This window comes from Salinarimonas sp., from assembly GCF_046292825.1.
In the GTDB taxonomy this organism is placed as follows: domain Bacteria; phylum Pseudomonadota; class Alphaproteobacteria; order Rhizobiales; family Beijerinckiaceae; genus Salinarimonas.
Genome location: NZ_JBKBQG010000007.1, coordinates 1 through 21,509 on the forward strand (window position 1 = coordinate 1; position 21,509 = coordinate 21,509).

Annotated in this window: 16 protein-coding genes; 11 read left to right on the forward strand and 5 right to left on the reverse strand. The window is 70.8% G+C overall.

The genetic code is table 11. The features are described 5' to 3' along the window. Positions 1-578: 578 nt before the first annotated feature. On the reverse strand, positions 579-2,501 hold the full coding sequence (locus ACK4UM_RS05600) for an ABC transporter ATP-binding protein (RefSeq protein ID WP_409796687.1): 1,923 nt from the start codon (positions 2,499-2,501) through the stop codon (positions 579-581). Positions 2,502-2,633: 132 nt separating this feature from the next. Between ACK4UM_RS05600 and ACK4UM_RS05605 the strand changes: the two genes are divergently transcribed. From ACK4UM_RS05605 to ACK4UM_RS05645, 9 genes are all read left to right on the forward strand, one after another. After that, the gene (locus tag ACK4UM_RS05605; protein ID WP_409796689.1) at positions 2,634-3,530 is read left to right on the forward strand and encodes a protein-L-isoaspartate O-methyltransferase family protein; all 897 of its coding nucleotides are present in this window, start codon (positions 2,634-2,636) and stop codon (positions 3,528-3,530) included. A gap of 99 nt (positions 3,531-3,629) precedes the next feature. Further along, positions 3,630-4,631, forward strand: coding sequence for a LacI family DNA-binding transcriptional regulator (locus ACK4UM_RS05610; RefSeq protein WP_409796892.1), 1,002 nt, complete (start codon positions 3,630-3,632; stop codon positions 4,629-4,631). 165 nt (positions 4,632-4,796) lie between these two features. Beyond that, positions 4,797-6,122 (forward strand): ABC transporter substrate-binding protein, encoded by a 1,326-nt coding sequence (locus ACK4UM_RS05615; protein ID WP_409796691.1) that lies wholly within the window; start codon positions 4,797-4,799, stop codon positions 6,120-6,122. A gap of 66 nt (positions 6,123-6,188) precedes the next feature. Further along, complete coding sequence (locus ACK4UM_RS05620) at positions 6,189-7,136, forward strand: carbohydrate ABC transporter permease (RefSeq protein ID WP_409796693.1); 948 nt, start codon at positions 6,189-6,191, stop codon at positions 7,134-7,136. After that, positions 7,133-8,071 carry a carbohydrate ABC transporter permease gene (locus ACK4UM_RS05625; protein ID WP_409796695.1) on the forward strand — a complete coding sequence of 313 codons (939 nt, stop codon included), beginning with the start codon at positions 7,133-7,135 and terminating at the stop codon, positions 8,069-8,071. Before ACK4UM_RS05620 ends, ACK4UM_RS05625 begins: the two co-directional genes overlap by 4 nt. Next, positions 8,068-8,256, forward strand: a complete 189-nt coding sequence (locus ACK4UM_RS05630) for a hypothetical protein (protein ID WP_409796697.1) — start codon at positions 8,068-8,070, stop codon at positions 8,254-8,256. The genes ACK4UM_RS05625 and ACK4UM_RS05630 overlap by 4 nt, the downstream gene beginning before the upstream one ends. Positions 8,257-8,258: 2 nt before the next feature. Further along, positions 8,259-9,356, forward strand: coding sequence for an ABC transporter ATP-binding protein (locus ACK4UM_RS05635; RefSeq protein WP_409796699.1), 1,098 nt, complete (start codon positions 8,259-8,261; stop codon positions 9,354-9,356). Then, on the forward strand, positions 9,349-10,359 hold the full coding sequence (locus ACK4UM_RS05640; RefSeq protein ID WP_409796701.1) for an ABC transporter ATP-binding protein: 1,011 nt from the start codon (positions 9,349-9,351) through the stop codon (positions 10,357-10,359). The genes ACK4UM_RS05635 and ACK4UM_RS05640 overlap by 8 nt, the downstream gene beginning before the upstream one ends. Continuing rightward, positions 10,356-11,993 carry a dihydroxyacetone kinase subunit DhaK gene (locus tag ACK4UM_RS05645; protein ID WP_409796703.1) on the forward strand — a complete coding sequence of 546 codons (1,638 nt, stop codon included), beginning with the start codon at positions 10,356-10,358 and terminating at the stop codon, positions 11,991-11,993. Before ACK4UM_RS05640 ends, ACK4UM_RS05645 begins: the two co-directional genes overlap by 4 nt. Positions 11,994-12,274: 281 nt before the next feature. On the opposite strand, the gene ACK4UM_RS05650 is transcribed toward ACK4UM_RS05645, so the two are convergent. Genes ACK4UM_RS05650 through ACK4UM_RS05665 form a run of 4 tightly spaced genes read right to left on the reverse strand, consistent with a single transcriptional unit; the run spans position 12,275 to position 17,952 of the window. Beyond that, positions 12,275-13,036 carry an NUDIX hydrolase gene (locus ACK4UM_RS05650; protein ID WP_409796705.1) on the reverse strand — a complete coding sequence of 254 codons (762 nt, stop codon included), beginning with the start codon at positions 13,034-13,036 and terminating at the stop codon, positions 12,275-12,277. A 15-nt stretch (positions 13,037-13,051) separates the two neighbouring features. After that, positions 13,052-14,122: an ABC transporter ATP-binding protein gene (locus tag ACK4UM_RS05655; protein ID WP_409796706.1), complete on the reverse strand. Its 1,071-nt coding sequence runs from the start codon at positions 14,120-14,122 to the stop codon at positions 13,052-13,054. Continuing rightward, on the reverse strand, positions 14,122-15,897 hold the full coding sequence (locus ACK4UM_RS05660; protein ID WP_409796708.1) for an ABC transporter permease: 1,776 nt from the start codon (positions 15,895-15,897) through the stop codon (positions 14,122-14,124). The genes ACK4UM_RS05655 and ACK4UM_RS05660 overlap by 1 nt, the downstream gene beginning before the upstream one ends. Before the next feature lie 18 nt (positions 15,898-15,915). Then, entirely contained in the window at positions 15,916-17,952 is a 2,037-nt protein-coding gene (locus tag ACK4UM_RS05665) for an extracellular solute-binding protein (protein ID WP_409796710.1), read from the reverse strand. A 186-nt stretch (positions 17,953-18,138) separates the two neighbouring features. On the opposite strand from ACK4UM_RS05665, the gene ACK4UM_RS05670 reads away from it, so the two are divergent. Both ACK4UM_RS05670 and ACK4UM_RS05675 read left to right on the forward strand, forming a co-directional pair. After that, a complete protein-coding gene (locus ACK4UM_RS05670; protein ID WP_409796712.1) occupies positions 18,139-19,158 on the forward strand; it encodes an ABC transporter substrate-binding protein in 1,020 nt (339 codons plus the stop codon). After that, positions 19,155-21,356 carry an ABC transporter permease gene (locus ACK4UM_RS05675; protein ID WP_409796714.1) on the forward strand — a complete coding sequence of 734 codons (2,202 nt, stop codon included), beginning with the start codon at positions 19,155-19,157 and terminating at the stop codon, positions 21,354-21,356. Before ACK4UM_RS05670 ends, ACK4UM_RS05675 begins: the two co-directional genes overlap by 4 nt. Positions 21,357-21,509: the final 153 nt, after the last annotated feature.

The following is a 21,509-nucleotide window of genomic DNA, read 5'->3' on the forward strand; positions in this document are numbered from 1 at the left end:
GCGCCGCCGTCGGCGCGGCGGTCGGCGACACCCGCGGCGCCCTCGTCGGCGGCGCGCTCGGCGCCGGCGCCGGTGCCGTGATCGGCGCGGGCACCGCTCCGACGACCGCGGGCGCCTGCCCGGCGGGCTACTTCCTCGCCCGCGACGGCTTCTGCTACCCGCGCTGAGCGCCCGCTCGCGAGAGCGACGAAAGAAGAGCCCGGGACCCCGCGTCCCGGGCTTTTTCGCGCCCGCGCGCGGAGCGGGACGGCACGAGCGCGAGGCGAAGACGCCGCCGCTCTCCTTCCCCCGAGAGTCTGTGAATCGTTCGGAAGGCTGTCATCCCGGGCCGCGAAGCGGACCCGGGACCCATAACCTCGACGATTGTCCGAGCGCGCATGCCGCGCTCGCTGCTCGACCTTTGCGCAGCTTTCGTTTGAGAAACGCAGCCTACAGGCTGCGACTGACACGTCGTGGGTATGGGTCCCGGATCGCCTTCGGCGTCCGGGATGACACCGCAACGAAAAATTTTCAAACTCCGAGGGGAAGGAGAGGGCCGTCGCGTCGCGTCCGCCCCGGAATGACGGAGTGGGAAGCGATCAGCGCGGCTCGTTCGGCCCGGAAAGCGCCTCCTCCGGCAAAAAACCCCGGGACTGGCGCTCCCACAGGCGGGCGTAGACGCCGCCGCGCGCGAGGAGCGCCGCATGGCCGCCCTCCTCGACGATGCGGCCGCGATCGAGCACGATCAGCCGGTCGAGCGCGGAGATCGTCGAGAGGCGGTGGGCGATGGCAATGACGGTGCGCCCCTCCATCAGCCGCACGAGCGCCGCCTGGATCGCCGCCTCGGTCTCCGAATCGAGCGCGGAGGTCGCCTCGTCGAGGACGAGGATCGGCGCGTCCTTGAGGAGCACGCGGGCGATCGCGATCCGCTGCCGCTGCCCGCCCGAGAGCTTGATGCCGCGCTCGCCGACATGGGCGTCGTAGCCTCTGCGCCCGCTCGAATCGACGAGATCCTCGATGAACGCGTGGGCGTGCGCCGCGCGCGCCGCCGCCTCGATCTCGGAGGGGCTCGCGCCGGGGCGGCCATAGGCGATGTTGTCGGCGACCGAGCGGTGGAGCAGCGAGACGTCCTGCGTGACGACGCCGATCTGCGCGCGCAGGCTGTCCTGGGTGACGCGGGCGATGTCCTGCCCGTCGACGAGGATGCGCCCGCCCTCGAGATCGTGCAGGCGCAGGAGGAGCGAGACGATCGTCGACTTGCCCGCGCCCGAGGGCCCGACGAGGCCGATCCGCTCGCCCGCGGCCACGTCGAGCCGGAACCGCTCCAGCACCTGCGTCTCCCCGCCGTAGCGGAAGGTGACGTCCTCGAAGCGGATCGCGCCGCCGCCGCGCGGCACCACGAGCGGCACTGCGTCAGGCCGATCGACGACGGTGCGGGGCGCGGCGACCGTGCGCATCGCCTCCTTGAGCGTGCCGACATTCTCGAAGAGCGCGTGCATCTGCATCATCACGCCGCCCGCGATCGAGGTGAGACGCAGCGCGAGCGCCAGCGCGGCCGCGGCGCCGCCGGGGGTGAGCGCGCCGTCGCGCCACAGGAGGAGCGCCGTCGCCGCGAGGCCGGCGACGAGGAGGCCGTTGAGCAGGGACAGGATTCCGAAGGTGCCCGTCACGAGCCAGCTCGCGTCGAGCCCCGCGCGCAGCGAGCGCTCGAGCGCCGCACGCACCCGGTCGCGCTCGAGCTCGCCGCGGGCGAAGAGCTTGAGCGTGGAGACGTTCGCCACCGTGTCCACCACCTGCGCGGTGAGGTTCGAGCGCGCCGCCGAGCGCCGCTCCGACACCGCCATCGCGCGCGGAACGAACAGCCGCGCGAGGACGAGGAAGCCTGCCGCCCACAGGACGATCGGCACGAGAAGGAGGGGGGCGAGCGCGGCGAGCAGCGCCGCCGTCGAGACCACGAAGATGCCGATCGTCACGAGGGAATCGAGCACCGTCATGACGATGCCGCGCAAGGTGCCGCCCACCTGCAGGATGCGCTGGGAGACGCGCCCGGCGAGATCGCTCTGGAAATAGCCGAGCGCGTGGCCCATCGCGTAGCGGTAGGATTGCCATTGCATCCCTGCCACGAATTGCGGCGTCACCACCTGCGAGGAGACCACGCTGCGGGCGAGCTGCAGAGCCGGCTGGAGCACGATCACGAACAGGCCGAGCGCGACGAGCGTGCCCGCATGGCCAGACAGCCCGGCTTCGGGCGGCGTCTGCGCGAGGAGATCGACGAAGGCGCCGATCGCGATCATCAGGAGCGCGTCGGCGATGCCCACCAGCATCGAGAGCCCGGCGAGGAGAAGGAGCCAGGGCCGCGCCGGCCGGCTCGCCCGCCACACGAAGAGCGGCAGCGACATCCCCGGCTCGACGAGCGCCCCGGGCGGCTGCGCGAACGGATCGATCCGCGTCTCGACGAGGCGGCGCAGGCGGGAGGGGGGAGGGGAGGGCGAGGGATCGTCGTCGGGGCGGGGCGCGGGCATGAGGACAGACGACCGGAGCTTTGCGGCAGGGATGAGACGATCCCCCGAGATTGATCTATGTTGCTTGCGGCAATCTCGGCGGGCGCGTTAGTCTCGGCGCAACGGTGCGCTCTTCGGCCAGGATCCTTGCCCATGACCCCTAACGCCCCCCAAACCCGCCCCCCGCTCCCCGCCACCCCCGACGAGATGGCCTTCCTGCGGCGCGCCTTCGCGCGCCTCGTCGTCGCGAAGGTTGGCGTCGACGATCCCCGCATCGAGGCGGCGTTCGCGGCGGTGCCGCGGGAGGCCTTCCTCGGGCGCAGGCCTTGGCATCTGCCGACGCGCGGCGCGCCGGTGATGCTGCCGCCCGATCCGGTGCTCGCCTATCAGGACGCGGTGATCGCGCTCCTGCCGGGGCGGGGCATCAACAACGGCGAGCCGTCGCTGCATGCGCGGATGATCGCGGCGCTCGGCCTGCGCGAAGGCGAGCGCGTCGCGCATCTCGGCGCGGGGACGGGCTATTTCAGCGCGATCCTCGCCCGGCTCGTCGGCGAGAGCGGGCACGTGCTCGCGGTCGAGCACGAGGCCGGGCTCGCCGGCCATGCCGAGCGGACGCTCGCGGGCGATCCCCAGGTGCGCGCGATCGCCGGCGACGGTCTGGCGCTCGATCTCGAGGGCTTCGACGCGGTCTATGTCAGCTTCGCGGTGGAGGATTACCCGAAGACGTGGCTCGCGGCGCTCGCGCGCGGCACCCGCATCCTCGCGCCGCTCGGGGCGCGCACGGACGGGCCGGGGCACACCTTCGCCACGGGCGCGGCCTATCTCCTCGCGCCGGGCGAGGGGGGCGTCGCCGCGCGCTTCGTCTCGCCGGCCTTCTTCATCTGCGCGGAGGGCGCCGAGCCCGTCGCGCCGGACCATCGCGCCCGCCTCGCCCGCGCCTTCGCCGAGGGCCGCCCCCGCGACGTCTCGCGGCTCGTGCTCGGGAGCGCGGTCGCGGAGGGGGAGGGGGACGTCTTCTTCGCGGGGGAGGATTGGGCGCTGTGCCGGTGAGGGCTCGGCCGGGCGGCGTGCGCGCCGATTGACGTACCTCGGGGCGGCCTTTATCCAGATCCGGAGGAGGGTGCCGCCATCAAGCCCACGATCCACGACATCGCCCGCGAGGCCGGCGTCAGCCTAGCAACCATTGATCGCGTGCTCAATGGCCGCCCCGGCGTGCGTCCGGCGACGATCGAACGCGTCAACGCGGTCGTCGAGCGGATGGGCTACGTGCGCGACACCTCGGCGGCCAATCTCGCGCGGCAGCGGCGCTACACCTTCGCGATCCTCCTGCCGGAAGCCCGGAGCCAATTCGTCGAATCGATCCGCGCCGCCCTGCGCGAAGCCTATGCGAGCCAACTCGCGGATCGCGTCCTCCTGCGCGTCGTCTCGGTGCCCGCGCAAGATCCCCACGCGATCGTGCGGGCGCTGCGCGCGCTCGATCCGAAAGCGCTCGACGGCATCGCGCTGATGGTGCCCGAGAGCCCGCAGGTGCGCGACCAGGTGGCGCGGATCAAGCAGAGCGGGCTCCCCGTCGTCGCGCTCGCCTCCGACCTGCCGAACTCGCCGCGCGACTATTTCGTCGGCATCGACAACGTCAAGGCGGGCCGCACCGCGGCGCTCCTGATGGGCAAGTTCCTGAGGCGCGACGGGGAGATCCTCGTCGTCACGAACTCGATCCGCGCCCGCGACAGCCTCGAGCGGCGGCTCGGCTTCGACGCGGTCATGCAGAGCGATTTCCCGCTCCACGCCGTCCTGCCCACCGTCGAATCCTTCGACGATCCCGCGCGCATGGAGGACGTCGTCTTCGGCCAGCTGATCCGGCGCCCGCGCCTCGTCGGCATCTACTCGATGGGCGCGGGCAACCAGCAGGTTCTCAACGCCCTGCGCCGGAGCGCGCGGGCGGCCGAGGTCTCGGTGATCGTGCACGAGCTCACCCCGCCGACGCGCGCCGGGCTCCTCTCGGGGGAGATCGACGCGGTGATCGCGCAGAATGCGGGCCATCTCGTGCGCGGGACGCTGCGGGTGCTGCGCAGCCTCAGCGACGGGCTGCCGATCTTCGAGCCGCAGGAGCGGATCCGGATCGAGATCGTCACGCGCGAGAACCTACCCTGAATTGAGACGCCGACCGGCTCCCGCGGCCGCTCGCTCCGGCGCAGGCGCGGGGTCCATCACGATTTCCTTGCAATGAGGTACGTACATCATTTAAGTGGAGAGGCTGCCGATCCGCACAAGGCAGCCGGTGCCGCCTGAAGGCGGCGGGAAAGACGGGAGGATACGATGTCCGGAGCAAGCAAGCTTCTGGCCGCGACGGCGCTCGCCGGTGCCCTCGGGCTCGGCGCCACGAACGCGCAGGCCGCCACACTCACCCTCTGCTGGGCGGCCTGGGACCCCGCCAACGCGCTGATCGAGCTCTCGCGCGACTTCGAGGCGAAGACCGGCAACACGATGCGGTTCGAGTTCGTACCCTGGCCGAACTTCGCCGACCGCATGCTGAACGAGCTCAATTCGCGCGGCCAGCTCTGCGACCTGATGATCGGCGACAGCCAGTGGATCGGTCTCGCGGCCGAGTCCGGACATTACGTCAAGCTGAACGAGTTCTTCGAGGCGGAAGGCATCAGCATGGATGCCTTCATCCCCGCCACCGTCACCGGCTATGCCGAATGGCCGAAGGGCACGCCGAATTACTGGGCGCTTCCCGCCTTCGCGGACGTGGTCGGCTGGACCTATCGGCGCGACTGGTTCGCGCGCCCCGAGCTGCGCGAGGAGTTCCGCGCCAAGCACGGCCGCGAGCTCGAGGCGCCGAACACGCTCGCCGAGCTCAAGGACATCGCGCAGTTCTTCCAGGGCCGCGAGATCGACGGGCGCACCGTCTACGGCGCCGCGATCTATACCGAGCGCGGCTCGGAAGGCATCACGATGGGCGTGACGAACGTCCTCTACAATTACGGCTTCACCTACGGCAGCCCCGATAACCCCTACGACCTCGAGGGCTACGTCAACTCGCCGGGCGCGGTCGAGGGGCTCGAATTCTACCGGGCGCTCTACGAATGCTGCACGCCGCCGGGCTCGTCCGACTGGTACATGTCCGAGACGATCGACGCCTTCCGCTCCGGCCAGGTCGCGCTGCAGATGAACTTCGCCTTCATCTGGCCCGGCGTCGACCAGGATCCGAACGTCGGCGGGGATCGCTCGGGCTATTTCCCGAACCCGGCGGGACCTGCGGGGCATTTCGCCCAGCTCGGCGGCCAGGGCATCTCGGTCGTGTCCTATTCGCAGAACCGCGAGGCGGCGCTCGAATACATCAAGTGGTTCGCCCAGCCCGAGATCCAGCAGCGCTGGTGGGAGCTCGGCGGCTTCTCGGCGCTCAACGCCGTCGTCGAGGCGGACGGCTTCGCGCAGAGCCAGCCCTACGCGCAGACCTTCCTCGATTCGATGGCGATCGTGAAGGATTTCTGGGCCGAGCCCACTTATGCCGAGCTTCTGCTCGCCATGCAGAACCGCGTCCACCGCTACGTCGTCGCCGGCGAGGGCACGGCGCAGGAAGCGCTCGACGCGCTCGTGCGCGACTGGACCGAGATCTTCGAGGACGACGGCAAGCTGTAACGGGATTGCGGGCGCCCCGTCGCGGGCGCCCGCCACCGCCGTACACGAGATCCGAAGGATAACGGCATGCTGCACGCAACGGCGGCACGCGTCGCGGAGGCGACCCCTCCGCGCATCGCGCGCAAGGTCCGCGGGCTCTCCGACCGCGCGATCGCGTGGGTCTTCATCGCCCCCACCATCGTTCTTCTCCTGGCCGTCAACATCTTTCCGCTGATCTGGACGATCTATCTCAGCTTCACGAACTACCGCGCCAACCGGCCGAACGCCGAGGTGCAATGGGTCGGGCTGCAGAACTACCAACGCATCCTCACCGATCCCGAGATCTGGCAGACGATGCAGGCAACGGCGCATTTCCTCGCCTGGACGCTCGTCCTGCAGGTGCTGATCGGCTTCGCGCTCGCGTGGCTGATCAACTCGAGATTCCGCGGCAACGACCTGTGGACGACGATCATCGTCTTGCCGATGATGCTCTCGCCCGCCGTCGTGGGCAATTTCTGGACGCTGCTCTACCAGCCGCAGATCGGCATCTTCAACCACGTCGTCTCGTTCTTCACGGGCGCCGACCCGACGAGCTTCAGCATGATCGGCGACGTGCGGCTCGCGCCCTGGTCGATCGTCATCGTCGACACCTGGATGTGGACGCCGTTCGTGATGCTGATCTGCCTCGCGGGCCTGCGCTCGATCCCGGATTCGATCTACGAGGCCGCCGAATGCGACCGCGCGTCGAAATGGCGGCAATTCTGGACGATCACGGTGCCGATGGTGCTGCCCTTCCTGATGCTCGCGGTTTTGTTCCGCGGCATCGAGAACTTCAAGATGTTCGATCTCGTGGTGCAGCTGACCGGCGGCGGTCCGGGCTCCACGACCGAGCTCACATCGATCAACCTCAAGCGCGAAGCCTTCGAGAAATGGCGCACGGGCTTCGCGTCGGCCTATGCGGTGATCCTGTTCGTCACCGTCTTCGGGCTCGCCTCCATCTACGTCAAGGCGCTCAACCGGGTGAAGAGCCGATGAGCACGCATTCCATCACCGAGCCCTCCGCGCGGCTGAAATGGATCGCCGGCACCCTTGTGGTGGCCTATGCGCTCGTCACGCTGATGCCGCTCCTGTGGATCGTGGCGACGGGCTTCAAGTCCTCGACCGACGCGATCGCCTATCCGCCGAAGGTGCTGTTCGAGCCGACGCTCGAGGGCTACGTGAACCTGTTCACGACCCAGAACCGGGCGAGCGCCGAGCAGCTCGCCCAGAACCCGCCGCAGACCTGGTACGAACGGATCGTCCACGAGAAGGGCATGGTCGTCAGCGGGCCGTCGCGCTTCGGCGAGCGGTTCATGAACTCGGTGATCATCGGGTTCGGCTCGACCTTCCTCTCCGTCTTCCTCGGCACGCTCGCGGCCTATGCCTTCTCGCGCTACCGGGTGCCGCTCAAGGACGATCTCCTGTTCTTCATCCTCTCGACCCGGATGATGCCGCCGATCGCGGTGGCGATCCCGATCTTCCTCATGTTCCGCGCCGCCGGCCTGTCGGACACGCATGCGGGGATGATCCTTCTCTACACGGCGGTGAATCTCTCGCTCGCGGTCTGGCTGCTCAAGGGCTTCATCGACGAGATCCCGCGCGAATACGAGGAGGCGGCGCTCATCGACGGCTATACCCGCTTCCAGGCCTTCGTGAAGGTGGTCCTGCCGCAGGCGGCGACCGGCATCGCCTCGACCGCGATCTTCTGCCTGATCTTCGCCTGGAACGAATACGCCTTCGCCGTGCTGCTGACCTCCGGCACGGCCCAGACGGCGCCGCCCTTCATCCCGACCATCATCGGGGTCGGCGGGCGCGACTGGCCGGCGGTGGCGGCGGGCGCGACGATCTTCCTCGTGCCGGTGATGGTCTTCACGATCCTCCTGCGCCGCCACCTCCTGCGCGGCATCACCTTCGGGGCGGTGCGCAAATGACGGGCTTCTGGAACGGTCTCCTCGGCTTGCGGCGCGGCCCCTGGGAGCGCGTCGCCTCCCTCACGATCGCGCTCGGCGTGGTCATGCTGATGCAGCCATTCGTTCTGTGGGCCTTCACCTGGTCCTTCGTCGTGACGCTGACGGGCACGGTAATGTTCGTCGTCGTCAGCCACTTTCGGGAATGATCATGGCCGAGATCGTGGTCCAGAACCTGCGCAAGGAATTCGGCACCTTCACCGCCGTGAAGTCGTCGAGCTTCCGCATCGAGGACGGCGAGTTCTTCATGCTGCTGGGGCCTTCCGGCTGCGGGAAGACGACGACGCTCCGGATGATCGCCGGGCTCGAATTGCCGACGTCCGGCGAGATCTTCATCGACGGCGAGGAGGTCGGCCGCAAGCCCGCGCGCGAGCGCGACATCGCCTTCGTGTTCCAGATGTTCGCGCTCTATCCGCACATGAACGTGCGCCGCAACATCGCCTATCCCCTCGCGAGCCAGGGCCTGGCGCGCGCCGCCATCCGCGAGAAGGTGGCCGAGGTCGCGCGCATTCTCGACATCGAGGCGATCCTCGACCGGCCCGTCGGCGGCCTCTCGGGCGGGGACCGGCAGCGCGTCGCGCTCGCCCGGGCGATCGTGCGCAATCCGAAGTGCTTTCTCATGGACGAGCCGCTCGGCGCGCTCGATGCCGAGTTCCGCGAGCGGATGGCCGAGGAATTGCGCGCGCTGCACGACCGCATGGGCGCCACGACGGTCTACGTCACCCACGATCAGCTCGAGGCCATGCAGATGGGCGACAAGATCGTGGTGATGAACCACGGCGTCATCGAGCAGATCGCGACGCCGCAGGACATCTACGACAAGCCCGCGACGCTCTTCGTCGCGAGCTTCATCGGCTCGCCGCCGATGAATTTCGTGCGCTTCCACGGCAAGGTGCGTCCCGGCGACAGCCGGGTCGACCTGCAGCATCACGCGGTCGGCGTGCCGAGCATGCGCGAGGCCTTCGAGGGCGACATGGTCTTCGGCGTGCGCCCCGAGCACGTGCGGCTGACCGACGACGCGCCCCATCGCGGCCGCGTCATCGCGACCGAATATCTCGGCACGACGCAGATCGTCACGATCGAGACGGCGGGCGGGCAGATCAAGGCGCGCATCGCCTCCGATCGCCCCGCGCGGGTCGACGAGACGATCGGCCTCGCCTTCGACCCCGGCACGATCACGCTCTTCGACGCGCAGACGGGACACGCTCTGCGCTCGGAGCTCAACGAGGGTGTGCTGCGCCATGGCTGACGTGCGGCTCGAGAACGTCACGAAGTCCTTCGGCGCGGTCACGGCCGTCGCAGGCATGTCGCTCGCCGTCGCGGATCGGGAGTTCGTGGTGCTGCTCGGCCCGACCGGCGCCGGCAAGACCACGACCCTGCGGCTCATCGCCGGGCTCGAGCGGCCGGACGAGGGGGACATCCGCATCGACGGCCGCTCCGTGCTCGCGGAGACGCCCGCGCAGCGCGACGTCGCGATGGTCTTCCAGCAATATTCGCTCTACCCGCATATGAGCGTGCGCCAGAACCTCGCATTCCCGTTGCGCTCGCCGGTGCTGCGCACGCCCGAGGACGAGATCCGGCGCAAGGTGCAGGAGGTCGCGGAAGTCCTCCACATCGCCCACAAGCTCGACAACAAGGCGACCGCGCTCTCGGGCGGCGAGATGCAGCGCGTCTCGATCGGCCGCGCCCTCGTGCGCGACCCCGCGATCCACCTGATGGACGAGCCCCTGAGCTCGCTCGACGCGAAGCTGCGGGCGGATCTGCGCGTCGAGCTCAAGCGCATCCACGCCGATCTCGGCGCTACCTTCCTCTACGTCACGCACGACCATACGGAAGCCATGACCATGGCGACCCGCATCGGCGTCCTCGACGAGGGTCGGCTCGTGCAGGTGGGCACGCCGCGGGAGGTCTACGAGGATCCGGTGAGCGTCGAGGTCGCGGCGCGGCTCGGCCAGCCGCGCATCAACATCCTCCCCGCCGATCTCTTCGCCGGCGGCCCCGGCCGGGCGCGCTTCATGGGGCTTCGTCCCGAGCATATCGCGCAAGGTTCGGGGCGGCCGAGCGCGGTCGTGCGCGTCGAGCGGCTCGGCGACCAGACCCGGCTCCACCTGCGCCTCGACGGGCACGAGATCGTGACGCTCGCCGAGGTCCACACCGCGCTCGCGCCCGGCGACACGCTGCTCGTCGAGCCCCGCAAGCCTCTGTTCTTCGACGCCGACGGCGCCCGCCTTTCCTCAGGAGGAACCCCATGAGGCAGTTCATCAACGCCAAGGAAACCCTCGTCACCGAAGCGCTGGACGGTCTCCTGCGCACGGCCGGCGGGCGGCTCGCGCGGCTCGACGGCTATCCGCACATCAAGGTCGTGGTGCGCAGCGATTGGGACCGCTCGCGCGTGGCGCTCGTGTCGGGCGGCGGCTCGGGGCACGAGCCGAGCCATGCGGGCTTCGTCGGGCGCGGCATGCTCACGGCGGCCGTCTGCGGCGAGGTCTTCGCCTCGCCCTCGGTCGACGCCGTGCTCGCCGGCATCCTCGCCGTGACGGGCAAGGCGGGGTGTCTGCTCATCGTCAAGAACTATACCGGCGATCGTCTCAATTTCGGGCTCGCCGCCGAGCGCGCCCGCGCGCAAGGGATGCGGGTGTCGATGGTGGTCGTCGACGACGACGTGGCGCTGCCCGATCTGCCGCAGGCGCGCGGGGTCGCGGGGACCTTGTTCGTGCACAAGATCGTCGGCGCGCTCGCCGAGGCGGGCGCCGATCTCGACACGCTGACGGCCGAGGCGCAGCGCGTCATCTCCGGCGTCGTCTCGATCGGCATGTCGCTCGACACCTGCACGATCCCCGGCTCGCCGAAGGAGGACCGCATCGCGCAGGGCAAGGCGGAGCTCGGGCTCGGCATCCACGGCGAGGCGGGGATCGAGCAGGTGGAGTTCGCGGGCGCGCGCGACGCGATGGAGAAGGTCGTCGCCCGGCTCGCGCCCGAGATCGGCGAGGGCCCGCACGTGGCGCTCCTCAACAATCTCGGCGGGGCGACGCCGCTCGAGATGGCGGTCCTCGCCGAGGAGCTGGTGCGCTCGCGCATCGGCGAGCGCATCCGCTGGATGGTCGGCCCCGCGCCCCTGATGACCTCGCTCGACATGAAGGGTTTTTCGGTCTCGCTCCTGCCGGCGACGAAGGCTGACGAGGACGCGTTGCGCGCGCCCGTCGCGCCCTGGGCCTGGCCGGGCTGCCTGCCGGTGGGCGAGATCGAGGTCCACGAGCTGCCCGACGGGCTGACCCCGATCAAGCCGATCCCGTCGGCGCACGACGGGACCCGCGCGATTCTCGAGGAATGCTGCCGCGGGCTGATCGCGGCGGAGGCGGACCTGAACGCGCTCGACGCCAAATCCGGCGACGGCGACACCGGCTCGACGCTCGCGACCGCGGCGCGGGCGCTGACGAAGGCGCTCGACAGGCTGCCGCTCGCCGATCACACGCAGCTCTACCGCGCGATCGGGATCGAACTCAGCCAGACCATGGGCGGCTCCTCCGGCGTGCTCCTCGCGATCTTCTTCGCGGCGGCGGGCGACGCGTCCGCGAGCGGCGCGACCGCCATCGACGCGCTGCGGGCGGGGCTCGACCGGGTGCAGCAGGTCGGCGGCGCGCAGGCGGGCGACCGGACGCTGATCGATGCCCTCGAGCCCGCCCTGCGCGCGCTTCCGGACGGCCTCGCCGTCGCTGCCGCAGCCGCGCGGGAGGGCGCCGATGCCACCGCCCGGATGCGCCGCGCACGGGCGGGCCGGGCGAGCTATCTCGCGGAAGGCACGATGCTCGGCTACAACGACCCCGGCGCGGAAGCCGTCGCCCGCCTCCTCGAGCACCTCGTCGCGAAAGGGCGCGTCGGGGGGTGAGGGGGGAATACCCTTTCCTCGGGAGCTTGTAATTCAACACGGCGGTGTCATCCCGGGCCGCGAAGCGGACCCGGGACCCATGACCGCGACGATCGACCGAGCGCGCATGCCGCGCTCGCTCCTCCACGGGACCTTTGCGGCCGTCGGCGAAACGCAGCCTACAGGCTGCGACTGACACGTCGTGGGTCTGGGTCCCGGATCGCCTTCGGCGTCCGGGATGACACCGCAACGCAAGACACCCAAAATGCGAGTCTGAGGGGAAGGAAATTCCCCGTCGGCGATCAGCGCATCGCATCGAGCCTCGCCACGAGGTCCTGCGTCACGAGGCGCGAGGAGAGCTTGAAGCGGGTGCCGTCGGCGAGGGCGGCGCGCAGGGCGGGGAGGGGGAACAGGCGGGCGGATTCGATCTCGCCGTCGTGGCAGACGGGGGCGAAGCGCGGATCGAGCGTCAGATCGTGGATCGCGATCAGCTCCTGGTGGAAGCCGCGCTCGCTCACGTATTGCACGCTCATCGTGCGCACGAAGACCGCCCGCGCGCAGGCGGCGCCGTCGATCCCGGCCTCCTCGAAGGCCTCCTTGCGCAGCGTCTCCGCGCGGCTCGTATCGCAGGGGCGCCCGCCCGCGACGAGCGTGTCCCAGGCGAGCGGGTTCGAGGGGGCCGTGCGGGCGCGCAGCGACAGCCAGATCCGCGGCGGCCCGCCGGCTTCGTCCGGCACGAGCCCGTTGAGATGGACCTTCTCCGCCCACAGCCCCAACGCGCGCAGGGCGCTGCGGTCGATGCGGGCGATCTCCGGCCCCTCGCAGCCGGGGCGCACCGGCATCGGCTCGTCGCGCGGCGGGCCGATGAGGCCGGCTGCGGCGAGGCTCTCGCGCACGTCCTCGAGGCGGTCGGTGAGGCTCGCGGACGGCGCGAGGGCGATGCCCGTCTCGACGGGCACCGCGAGGCCTACGCGGGCGAGCCGATCGGCGATGGGGAACGCGACTGCGCCGATCGGGCCGGGCGCGTCGGGGACGTGGAAGGGGACGAAGGCGCTGTCGTGCATGCTTCTCGAAACGTCTCACGCGGGGAAGAGGACCGCCGCCTCGGGGCGGAAGGCGAGGTGGGTGGGGGCGCCGACGGGGAGCGGGGCCGGCGCGGTCGCGCTCACCGCCTCGCCCGCGACATCGACGATCACGCGCCAGTCGCGCCCCTCGAACAGGATGCGCGCGACCTCCCCCGCGAGGCGGATCTCGCCGGGTGCCGCCGCCTCCTCCGCGGCGAGGAGGCGCACGCGGCCGGGCTGGAGCATCAGCACGACCCCATCCCCCGCAGCGAGCGCGCCCGCCGCCGCCTCGCGCGAGACGGGAACCGTCTGCGTGCCGATACGCAGCGAGACCGCGTCCGCGTCGAGCGCGTCGACGCGCGCCGACAGCCGCGTCTCGTAGCCGGCGAGCGTCGCGATCCAGGCCGAGCGGGGCCGCGCGAAGAGGCTCTGCGGGCTGCCGGCCTGCTCGATGGTGCCTGCGCGCATCACGACGAGGAGATCGGCGAAGGAGGCGGCTTCGAGCGGGTCGTGAGTCACGTAGAGGACGGTCTTGCCGAGGCGCCGGAAGAGATCGGCGAGCTCGACGCGCATGGTCAGCCGCAGCTGCACGTCGAGATTCGACAAGGGCTCGTCTAGGAGGAGCACGTCCGGATCGGTCGCGAGCGCGCGGGCGATGGCGACGCGCTGCTGCTGCCCGCCGGAGATCTGCGCGGGCAGGCGATCGGCGAGCGCCTCGATGCGCATCGCGGCCATGAGCGCGTCGACACGCTGCGTGCGCGCCTTCGCCGGCAGATGCGAGAGGCCGTAGCCGACGATCGCGCGCACGCGCATGTGCGGCCACAGCGCGTAATCCTGGAAGACCATGTTGAGCCGCCGCTTCTCCGGAGCGAGCGCCCAGCCGGCGTCCGAGATCGTCTGCCCGCGCAGGCGGATCTGCCCGCCGTCCGGCCGATCGAGCCCCGCGACGAGGCGCAGGAGCGTCGACTTCCCGCAGCCGGAGGGGCCGACGATGCAGGCGACCTGCCCCTCGGCGATCGCGAGATCGACGCCGTCCAGCACGGTGCTCGCGCCGAAGCGGCGGGTGAGGCGCTCGATGGCGAGCATCACGACGTCTCCTTCTCTGCGGATGGGGGAGCGAGGACGCGGCGCAGGGCGCTTTTGGCGAGCGCGTCGATGCCGGCGACGAGCGCGACAGTGGCGCCGCCCGCGACGAGCGTCGCCGCCGTCGCCGCGCCGAACGCGCCCTGCTCGAAGGCGCGGTTGACGTAGACCGGCAGCACGTCGAGGCGCGGCGGGCGCAGGATCGCGTTGATTGCGAGATCGAACACCGCCGAGCCGAAGGCGGTCAGCGTCGCGGCGACGAGGGCGGCGGCGACGAGGGGGATCACGATCGTCAGGATGCGCCGCGCGAGCCCCGCCCCCTGCAGGGCTGCGGCCGAGAGCTGGCTCGCGGGCACCTGCGCCATCGCGCCGAGCAGAACCCGCACCGCGATCGGGATCGCGCCCGCCATGCCGGCCAGCACCAGGATATGCCAGGTGCCGTACAGCGACAGCCCGGCCTGCGCGAGCGCGGGCGCGTTCCAGACGAAGATGTAGCCGATGCCGAGGACGACGCCCGGAACCGCGAGGCTCAACGTGCAGGTGAGGTCGATGAGGCGGTTGAGGCGGAAATCGGAGAAGGTCATCACATAGGCCGCCGCCGCCGCGACCGATGCGCTGCCGAGCGCTGCGAGCGCCGCGATGCCCATGGAATTCGAGAGCGCCCTCAGGAAGGCGCCGCCCGTCTCCAGCACGAAGGCGTAGTGGCGCAAGGTGAGATTGTCGAGAGTGAAGCCGCCGTGCAGCCGGTCGGCGATCGAGACGAGGAAGCTCGAGCCGATCGGCAGGACGAGCGCGACGAGGAGCGCGAGCGCCGCGACCGCGTCCGGCCAGCCGATCCGCCCGCGCGCGGGCGCCTCGGCGATCCGGGCGCGCGCGCCGAGGAAGTCGTAGCGGCGCCGACGCAGGATCCAGAAATAGGCGCAGACCGCGACGAGCATGATGACCGTCACGTAGAAGGCGAGCACGCCCGCGAGATCGAAGCGGATGGGCGATTGGTTGATCGCGACGTAGATCGCGTAGGTCAGCGTCGGGAAGCGGTAGGTGGTGGCGAGCGCGGCGGGCAGGCCGAAATCGCCGATGACGTCGATGAAGATGAGCACCGCGCCCGCGAGCACGGCCGGCATCAGCATCGGGATGCGCACGCTCGCGAGAACGCGCAGCGGCGAGGCGCCGCACAGGCGCGCGGCGGCGACGTAATCGTCCATCCGCCAATGCAGGGCCGCGCAGACCGTGATGTAGGCGTAAGGGAAGGCCTTGAGGCTCATCACCCAAGCGAGACCCCATGGGTTGAACACGAGGTCGGGCACGAAGGAGAGCCCGAGCCATCGATCGGCGATGCCGCCGCGGCTCGCGAACAGGATCCAGCCCTGCGCCACGATGAAGGAGGGCAGGATCAGGATCGCCCAGGCGGCGGCGTCGAGCGCGCGGCCGATGACGAGCCCGGTCGTGTGGCGCAGGATCGCCAGCCCCGTCCCGAGCGCGCAGCCGACGAGGGCGGCGACGCTCGCGAGGAAGAGCGAGTTCTCGAGCGCCCGCCGCCAGAGCGGACGCTCGAAGATCTCGAGGAGGCCCGTGAAGCCGACACGGCTCGCCTGGCCGCTGAACAGGCCCGGCACGAAGGCCTGGACGACGACGCTCGCCATCGGCGCGAGCACGAGGATCGTCAGCGCCGCCACGACCAGGAGCCCGAGCCCGTCCTCCGCCCGCAGCGCGCGGCGGGGGAGGGGAGGCGTCCGCGTCGCGGCGGGTGCCGTTGCGGTGGCGGCTGCGTCGGCCATGGTCTCGCTCGCCCGCGCTCAGTTCAGCGCCTGATCGGCGAACCAGGTCTTGATCGCCTCCTCGTGCTCGACGGCGAAGGCGTCCGGCGCGACGCGGTAGACCGCGCCCGCGGGCGGGCCGTCGGCGCGGCGCACGGCGCCGGTGACGGTCGGCTCGAACAGCCCGTCCGCGGGCACGGCCTCGGCCAGGAAGCTCTGCGTCGCGGGCTCGAGCAGCCATTCGACGAAGGCCGTCGCCCCCTCGGGGCGCGCCGTGCTCGCCTGGATCGCGACGCCGCGCACCGAGCCGGGAGCGCCGCTCTGAGGCCAGACCACCTCGACCGGGGCGCCCGTGGCCTCGAGCGAATAGGCGACCTGCGAGGTGATCAGCGCGACCGAGATGTCGCCCGAGGCGATGGCGCGGCCGACCGGGCCGTTCGTGCGGAACACGCGCAGCCCGTTCTCGAACAGGCTCGTGAACAGGCCCTGCGCCTCCTCGAAGCCGCGCTCGTGGAAGAATTGCGCGACGCAGGGATAAGCGGGCGCGGCGACCGCGGGATCGGCCATGCCGACCATGCCGTTGAAGCGCGCATCCGCGAGATCCTCGAAGGAGGCGGGCGGGGTCTCCACGAGGTCGGTGCGGTAGAGCATCACGCAGGAGGCGGACAGGCCGATCGGGAACCAGGCGAGGTTATCGGGCAGGAAAGAGCGGCCGAGCGCGTCGAGATTGTCGAGATTGGCGGGCGTCACGTCGCGCTTGAGCTGGCCCTGCAGGTCGAGACCGTGCATGACGTAGGAGCCGTTGAAGATCAGCACGTCCCATTGCGGGTTCGACGCCTCGGCCGCGATGCGGGCGAGAAGCTCGCCGCCGCTCATCTGGACGACGTCGATCTCGCGGCCGGTATCGGCCTCGAAGCGCTCGGTGATCACGCCTTCGAAATCGTTCGTGTAGAGCACGAGCGGGCCGTCGGCGTCCTGCGCGAGCGCGCCGCCCGCGAGACCTGTGGAGAGGGCGGCGGCGCCCACGGCTCTGAGGATCGGATTCATGGTCGTCTCTGCCTCCGGGTCGAGCCCGTCCTCCGCGACGGGCACGACCGGGGTAGGCGCCGCCGATGACGGTTCGACAACAGAACGGGGGTGCGGAACCGGGACCGGGGATCCCATCCGCGGAACACCCCGACCGAGCGCCGCTTCCTTGACGGCCTCCGCGAGGCGATCGGCGACGAGCCGCGTCGTCGCGCTCATGAGGCGGCGCGGCGGGGAGAGCAGCGTCAGGGCGACGCTCGGGCCCGCGAAGGCGGGGAGCACGCGCACGAGCCGGCCCGAAGCGAGATCCTCGCGCACCGCCAGCTCGGGCAGGAGCGCGAGGCCCGCCCCCGCGAGCGCCGCCTCGCGCAGGATCGGCACGGACGCGGTGAGGAGGCGCGGGGCGAGCGCGAGGCTCTGCTCCTCCCCTCGCGCGTCGCGAAAAGCGATGGGCGCCGCTCCGGGCAGGCCGAAGGCGAGGGTGTCCGTATCGAGGAGATCCGCGGGCGATTCGGGTCGACCTTTGCGCGCGAGGCGTTCGGGGCTCGCGACGACGACGATCGGATTGCGCGCGACGCGCCGCTGGACGAGGGCGGAATCGCGCAGGCTCCAATGATGCGCCCGTAGGACGAGATCGAAGCCGTCGCCGATCCGGTCCGCGTCGCGCTCGGCGATCTCGACGGCGAGCGACAGGCGCGGATGCTCGGCCGCGAGATCGGCGACGAGCGCGGGCAGGAGCGGCGCGAGGAGGCTCGAGGCGGAGAGGCTGACGCTGCCGCCGATCGCCCGGCGCGCATCCAAGAGGCGCTCCTCCGCCCGGCTCGCCGCCTCGACCATGGCGAGGCCGAGCGCATAGACCTCCGCCCCCTTCGGCGTCAGCGCGAAATCCTCCCCCGCGCGCACGATGAGCCGGTCCCGGAGGCTCTCCTCGAGCGCCGCGAGCCGCCGGCTGATCGTCGATTTCGGCAGTGAGAGCGCCCGGGCGGCGCGCAGGATGCCCTGGTGGTCGACGATGTGGACGAACAGGCGCAGGTCGTTGAGATCGAGCATGCGGAGGGCGCGCGATTCCGGGGAGGGGAGGCGCGGTCATCATGTGTCGGTTCGATGACGCCTTCGTGTCGGCTCCGCGTCGGTCCCTTGACAGGTGTCGTCCGACTGTCATGGTCGGGTGCTAGGCGGCCGAAGAGCTGCAATGCCGACAGGTGCGGCAGGAAACGACCCAGAGGAGACGACCCGATGAACAAGATCATCCTCACCGCGGCGGCGACGGCCGTGCTCGCGGCCGCGGCGCCCGCGCCGGCCCTCGCCCAGGGCGAGCTCGTGTTCTATTGCTCGGCCGAGGAGAATTGGTGCCGCACGATGTCGGAGGCGTTCCAGCGCGAGACCGGCGTCAACGTGCTGATGACGCGCCGCTCCTCCGGCGAGACCTTCGCGCAGTTGATGGCGGAGGCCGGGCAGCCGCGCGGCGACGTGTGGTGGGGCGGCACGGGCGATCCCCATCTCCAGGCGGCCCAGGAGGGGCTGACCGTCGAGTACCGCTCGCCGATGCTCGACGAATTGCAGGATTGGGCGGTGCGCCAGGCCGAGACCTCGGGCTTCCGCACGGTCGGCATCTATGCCGGCGCGCTCGGCTTCGGCTACAATTCGGATCTCGTCGACGAGAACCCGCCCTCCTGCTGGGCGGACCTGCTCGACGAGCGCTTCCGCGACGACATCCAGGTGGCGAACCCCAATTCGTCCGGCACCGCCTACACGATGCTCGCGACCTTCGTGCAGCTCTTCGGCGAGGACGAGGCGTTCGCGTTCATGGCGGACCTGCACGCGAACGTGAGCCAGTACACGCAGTCCGGCAGCGCGCCGATCCGCGCGGCTGCGACCGGCGAGACCGCGATCGGGATCGTCTTCATGCACGACGCCGTCGCCCAGGCCGTCCAGGGCGCGCCGATCGTCACGGTCGCGCCCTGCGAGGGCACCGGCTACGAGGTCGGCTCGATGTCGCTGATCGAGGGCGGCCCGAACCCGGACAACGCGCGGGCCTTCTACGATTGGGCGCTCACCGCCGCGGCCCAGGAGCTCGGCGCGCAGGCGAACAGCTTCCAGGTGCCCTCGAACCGCAACGCGGCCACGCCCGAGCAGGCGCCGAACCTCGATCAGATCAGGCTGATCGACTACGACTTCGCCCGCTTCGGCTCGTCCGAGGAGCGCTCGCGCCTCCTCGCGCGCTGGGATGCCGAGATCGGCTCGGCTCCGCGGTGATCGCAGCCCGCGCGACAGCCGCGCCGGTTCTGCGCCGAGCCGGGATCGCCTGGCTCGGCCTCCTCCTCGCGGCGCTCCTCCTCCTGCCGTGGTTCCGCGACGCGGCGCTCCTCGACGGGCCCGGCGCGTCCGCGCTCGCGCACGGGCTCGCGGGGCGCGTCTGGCTCCTGCCCCCGATCGCGATCGCGCTCGTCCTCGCGGCGATGGCGGCGCGCGGCGGCGATTTCCGCCGCCATCCGGCCGCGGGACCGCTCGTCGTCGCCGCGCTCGGCTGGATCGTCGCCCAGGGTTTCGCCATCGGTTTGCGCGGGCCCTCGCTCCCGGGGCTCGAGACCCTCTTTCCCGCCGCCGCCGCGGGGCAGCCCGGCTTCGGCTGGGGCGGCTTCCTCGCCGCGATCGCGCTCGTGGGCCTCGTCGCGGAGGTCGCGGCGGCGCGCGGCTTCTGCCGGGGCGACCGGTTCGCCTCGCTGTGCGTGACCATGATCGTGGCGCTCCTCGCCACCTTCGTCTTCTTCCCCATCATCAAGCTCGGGCTTACCGCGTTCATCGCGCCGGACGGCAGCTTCGCCCTCGCGCAATTCGGCGAGCGGCTTTCCGCGCCCGCGCTGTGGCGGCTCGACTGCCTGACAGGCGGCGGGCGCTGCGGCGTCGTGATCAACACGCTCGTCCTCGGCATCCTCGCCGCGACGCTGTCGACGCTGCTCGGCCTCGCGCTGGCGCTCCTCGTCGCGCGCGCCGATTTCCGCTTCAAGCAGACGCTGCGGGCGATCTCGATCCTGCCGATCATCACCCCGCCCTTCGTCGTGGGCGTCGCGATCATCGTGCTGTTCGGGCGCACGGGCGTGCTGACGCAGTTCGGCGCCGAGCTCCTCGACGTGCGCCCGACGCGCTGGGTCTACGGCCTGCCCGGCATCCTGATGGCGCAGGTGCTCGCCTTCTCGCCGATCACCTTCCTCGTCCTCCTCTCGACGTTGGAAGCCATCAACCCGACGCTCGAAGAGGCCTCGAAGACGCTCGGCGCGCGGCCCCTCACCACCTTCCGCACCGTGACCTGGCCGCTGCTGCGCCCCGGCCTCGCCGCCGCCTTCCTCATCGCCTTCATCGAGAGCCTCGCCGATTTCGGCAACCCGATCGTCCTCGGCGGCGGCTACGAGGTCCTCTCGACGCGCATCTATTTCGCGGTCGTCGGCGCGCGCTACGATCTCGGCAATGCGGCGACGATGGCGATGGTGCTCCTGTCGCTGACGCTCGTCGCCTTCTGGCTGCAGATGCGCTGGCTCGGGCGGCGCAGCTACGTCACCGTCACGGGCAAGTCCGACAACGGGCTCGCCGCCCCGCTGCCGGGTTTCGTGAAGGTGCTCGCCGTCGCGATCGCGATCCCCTGGGTGCTGTTCACCGTCGGCGTCTACGCGATCGTGGCCGCGGGCGGGTTCGTCGCCGATATCGGGCGCTTCGACCTGACGCCGACCTTCCGCCACCTCGTCACGGCCTTCAATTTCGAGATCGGCGCGGGCGGGTTGCAGCTCTACGGCTCGGCCTGGAACTCGATGATCACGACGCTCTGGGTCTCGGCGATCGCGGCGCCGCTGACGACGCTCGTCGGCATCCTCACCGCCTGGCTCGTCGCGCGGCAGGATTTCGCGGGCAAGCGCGCCTTCGAGTTCGGCACGATGCTGAGCTTCGCCATCCCGGGCACCGTCGTCGGCGTCTCCTACGTCGCGGCCTTCAACGTGCCGCCGATCGACATCACCGGCACCATGGCGATCCTCGTGATCTGCTTCGTCTTCCGCAACATGCCGGTGGGCATGCGCGCCGGCATGGCCGCCCTCGCGCAGATCGACCGCTCGATGGAGGAGGCGAGCCAGACGATCGGGGCCGGCGGCGCGACGACCCTGCGCAAGGTGGTGCTGCCGCTCGTGCGGCCGGCGATCTTCACCGCGCTCGTCTATTCCTTCGTGACGGCGATGACGGCGGTCTCGGCGGTGATCTTCCTCGTCTCGGCGCGCCACAACATGGCCACCGCCTACATCATGGGGCGCGTCGAGAACGGCGAATTCGCGCTCGCGATCGCCTATTCCGCCGTCCTGATGCTCGTGATGATCGTGTGCGTCGCGGCGATCCAGATGATGGTGGGCGAGCGCAGGCTCGGGCGCCGCCGCGAGGCGCGCGGGCAGCCCGCCTACGCGCCCGCGGAGTGAGCGATCCGATCAACCCATCTTGTCCACTAGGAGTTTTCGAGGTTTGCGCAGTGCTCGACGGTCTCGCTCCCCCTTGCGGCTACGGGGCGCACATATCGCAGTTCATGCATGCGCACGACGTGAAACGGCGCGCTCCTTCTCCTTCCCCTGAGG

What these genes read in the sequence shown, in the direction of transcription:
- ACK4UM_RS05605 (WP_409796689.1), top strand. Translation starts at nt 2,634, where the DNA reads ATGACCCCTAACGCCCCCCAAACCCGCCCCCCGCTCCCCGCCACCCCC.
- ACK4UM_RS05650 (WP_409796705.1), bottom strand. Translation starts at nt 13,036, where the DNA reads ATGCACGACAGCGCCTTCGTCCCCTTCCACGTCCCCGACGCGCCCGGC.
- ACK4UM_RS05625 (WP_409796695.1), top strand. Translation starts at nt 7,133, where the DNA reads ATGAGCACGCATTCCATCACCGAGCCCTCCGCGCGGCTGAAATGGATC.
- ACK4UM_RS05670 (WP_409796712.1), top strand. Translation starts at nt 18,139, where the DNA reads ATGAACAAGATCATCCTCACCGCGGCGGCGACGGCCGTGCTCGCGGCC.
- ACK4UM_RS05600 (WP_409796687.1), bottom strand. Translation starts at nt 2,501, where the DNA reads ATGCCCGCGCCCCGCCCCGACGACGATCCCTCGCCCTCCCCTCCCCCC.
- ACK4UM_RS05615 (WP_409796691.1), top strand. Translation starts at nt 4,797, where the DNA reads ATGTCCGGAGCAAGCAAGCTTCTGGCCGCGACGGCGCTCGCCGGTGCC.
- ACK4UM_RS05620 (WP_409796693.1), top strand. Translation starts at nt 6,189, where the DNA reads ATGCTGCACGCAACGGCGGCACGCGTCGCGGAGGCGACCCCTCCGCGC.
- ACK4UM_RS05660 (WP_409796708.1), bottom strand. Translation starts at nt 15,897, where the DNA reads ATGGCCGACGCAGCCGCCACCGCAACGGCACCCGCCGCGACGCGGACG.
- ACK4UM_RS05635 (WP_409796699.1), top strand. Translation starts at nt 8,259, where the DNA reads ATGGCCGAGATCGTGGTCCAGAACCTGCGCAAGGAATTCGGCACCTTC.
- ACK4UM_RS05640 (WP_409796701.1), top strand. Translation starts at nt 9,349, where the DNA reads ATGGCTGACGTGCGGCTCGAGAACGTCACGAAGTCCTTCGGCGCGGTC.
- ACK4UM_RS05645 (WP_409796703.1), top strand. Translation starts at nt 10,356, where the DNA reads ATGAGGCAGTTCATCAACGCCAAGGAAACCCTCGTCACCGAAGCGCTG.
- ACK4UM_RS05630 (WP_409796697.1), top strand. Translation starts at nt 8,068, where the DNA reads ATGACGGGCTTCTGGAACGGTCTCCTCGGCTTGCGGCGCGGCCCCTGG.
- ACK4UM_RS05655 (WP_409796706.1), bottom strand. Translation starts at nt 14,122, where the DNA reads ATGCTCGCCATCGAGCGCCTCACCCGCCGCTTCGGCGCGAGCACCGTG.
- ACK4UM_RS05665 (WP_409796710.1), bottom strand. Translation starts at nt 17,952, where the DNA reads ATGCTCGATCTCAACGACCTGCGCCTGTTCGTCCACATCGTCGACCAC.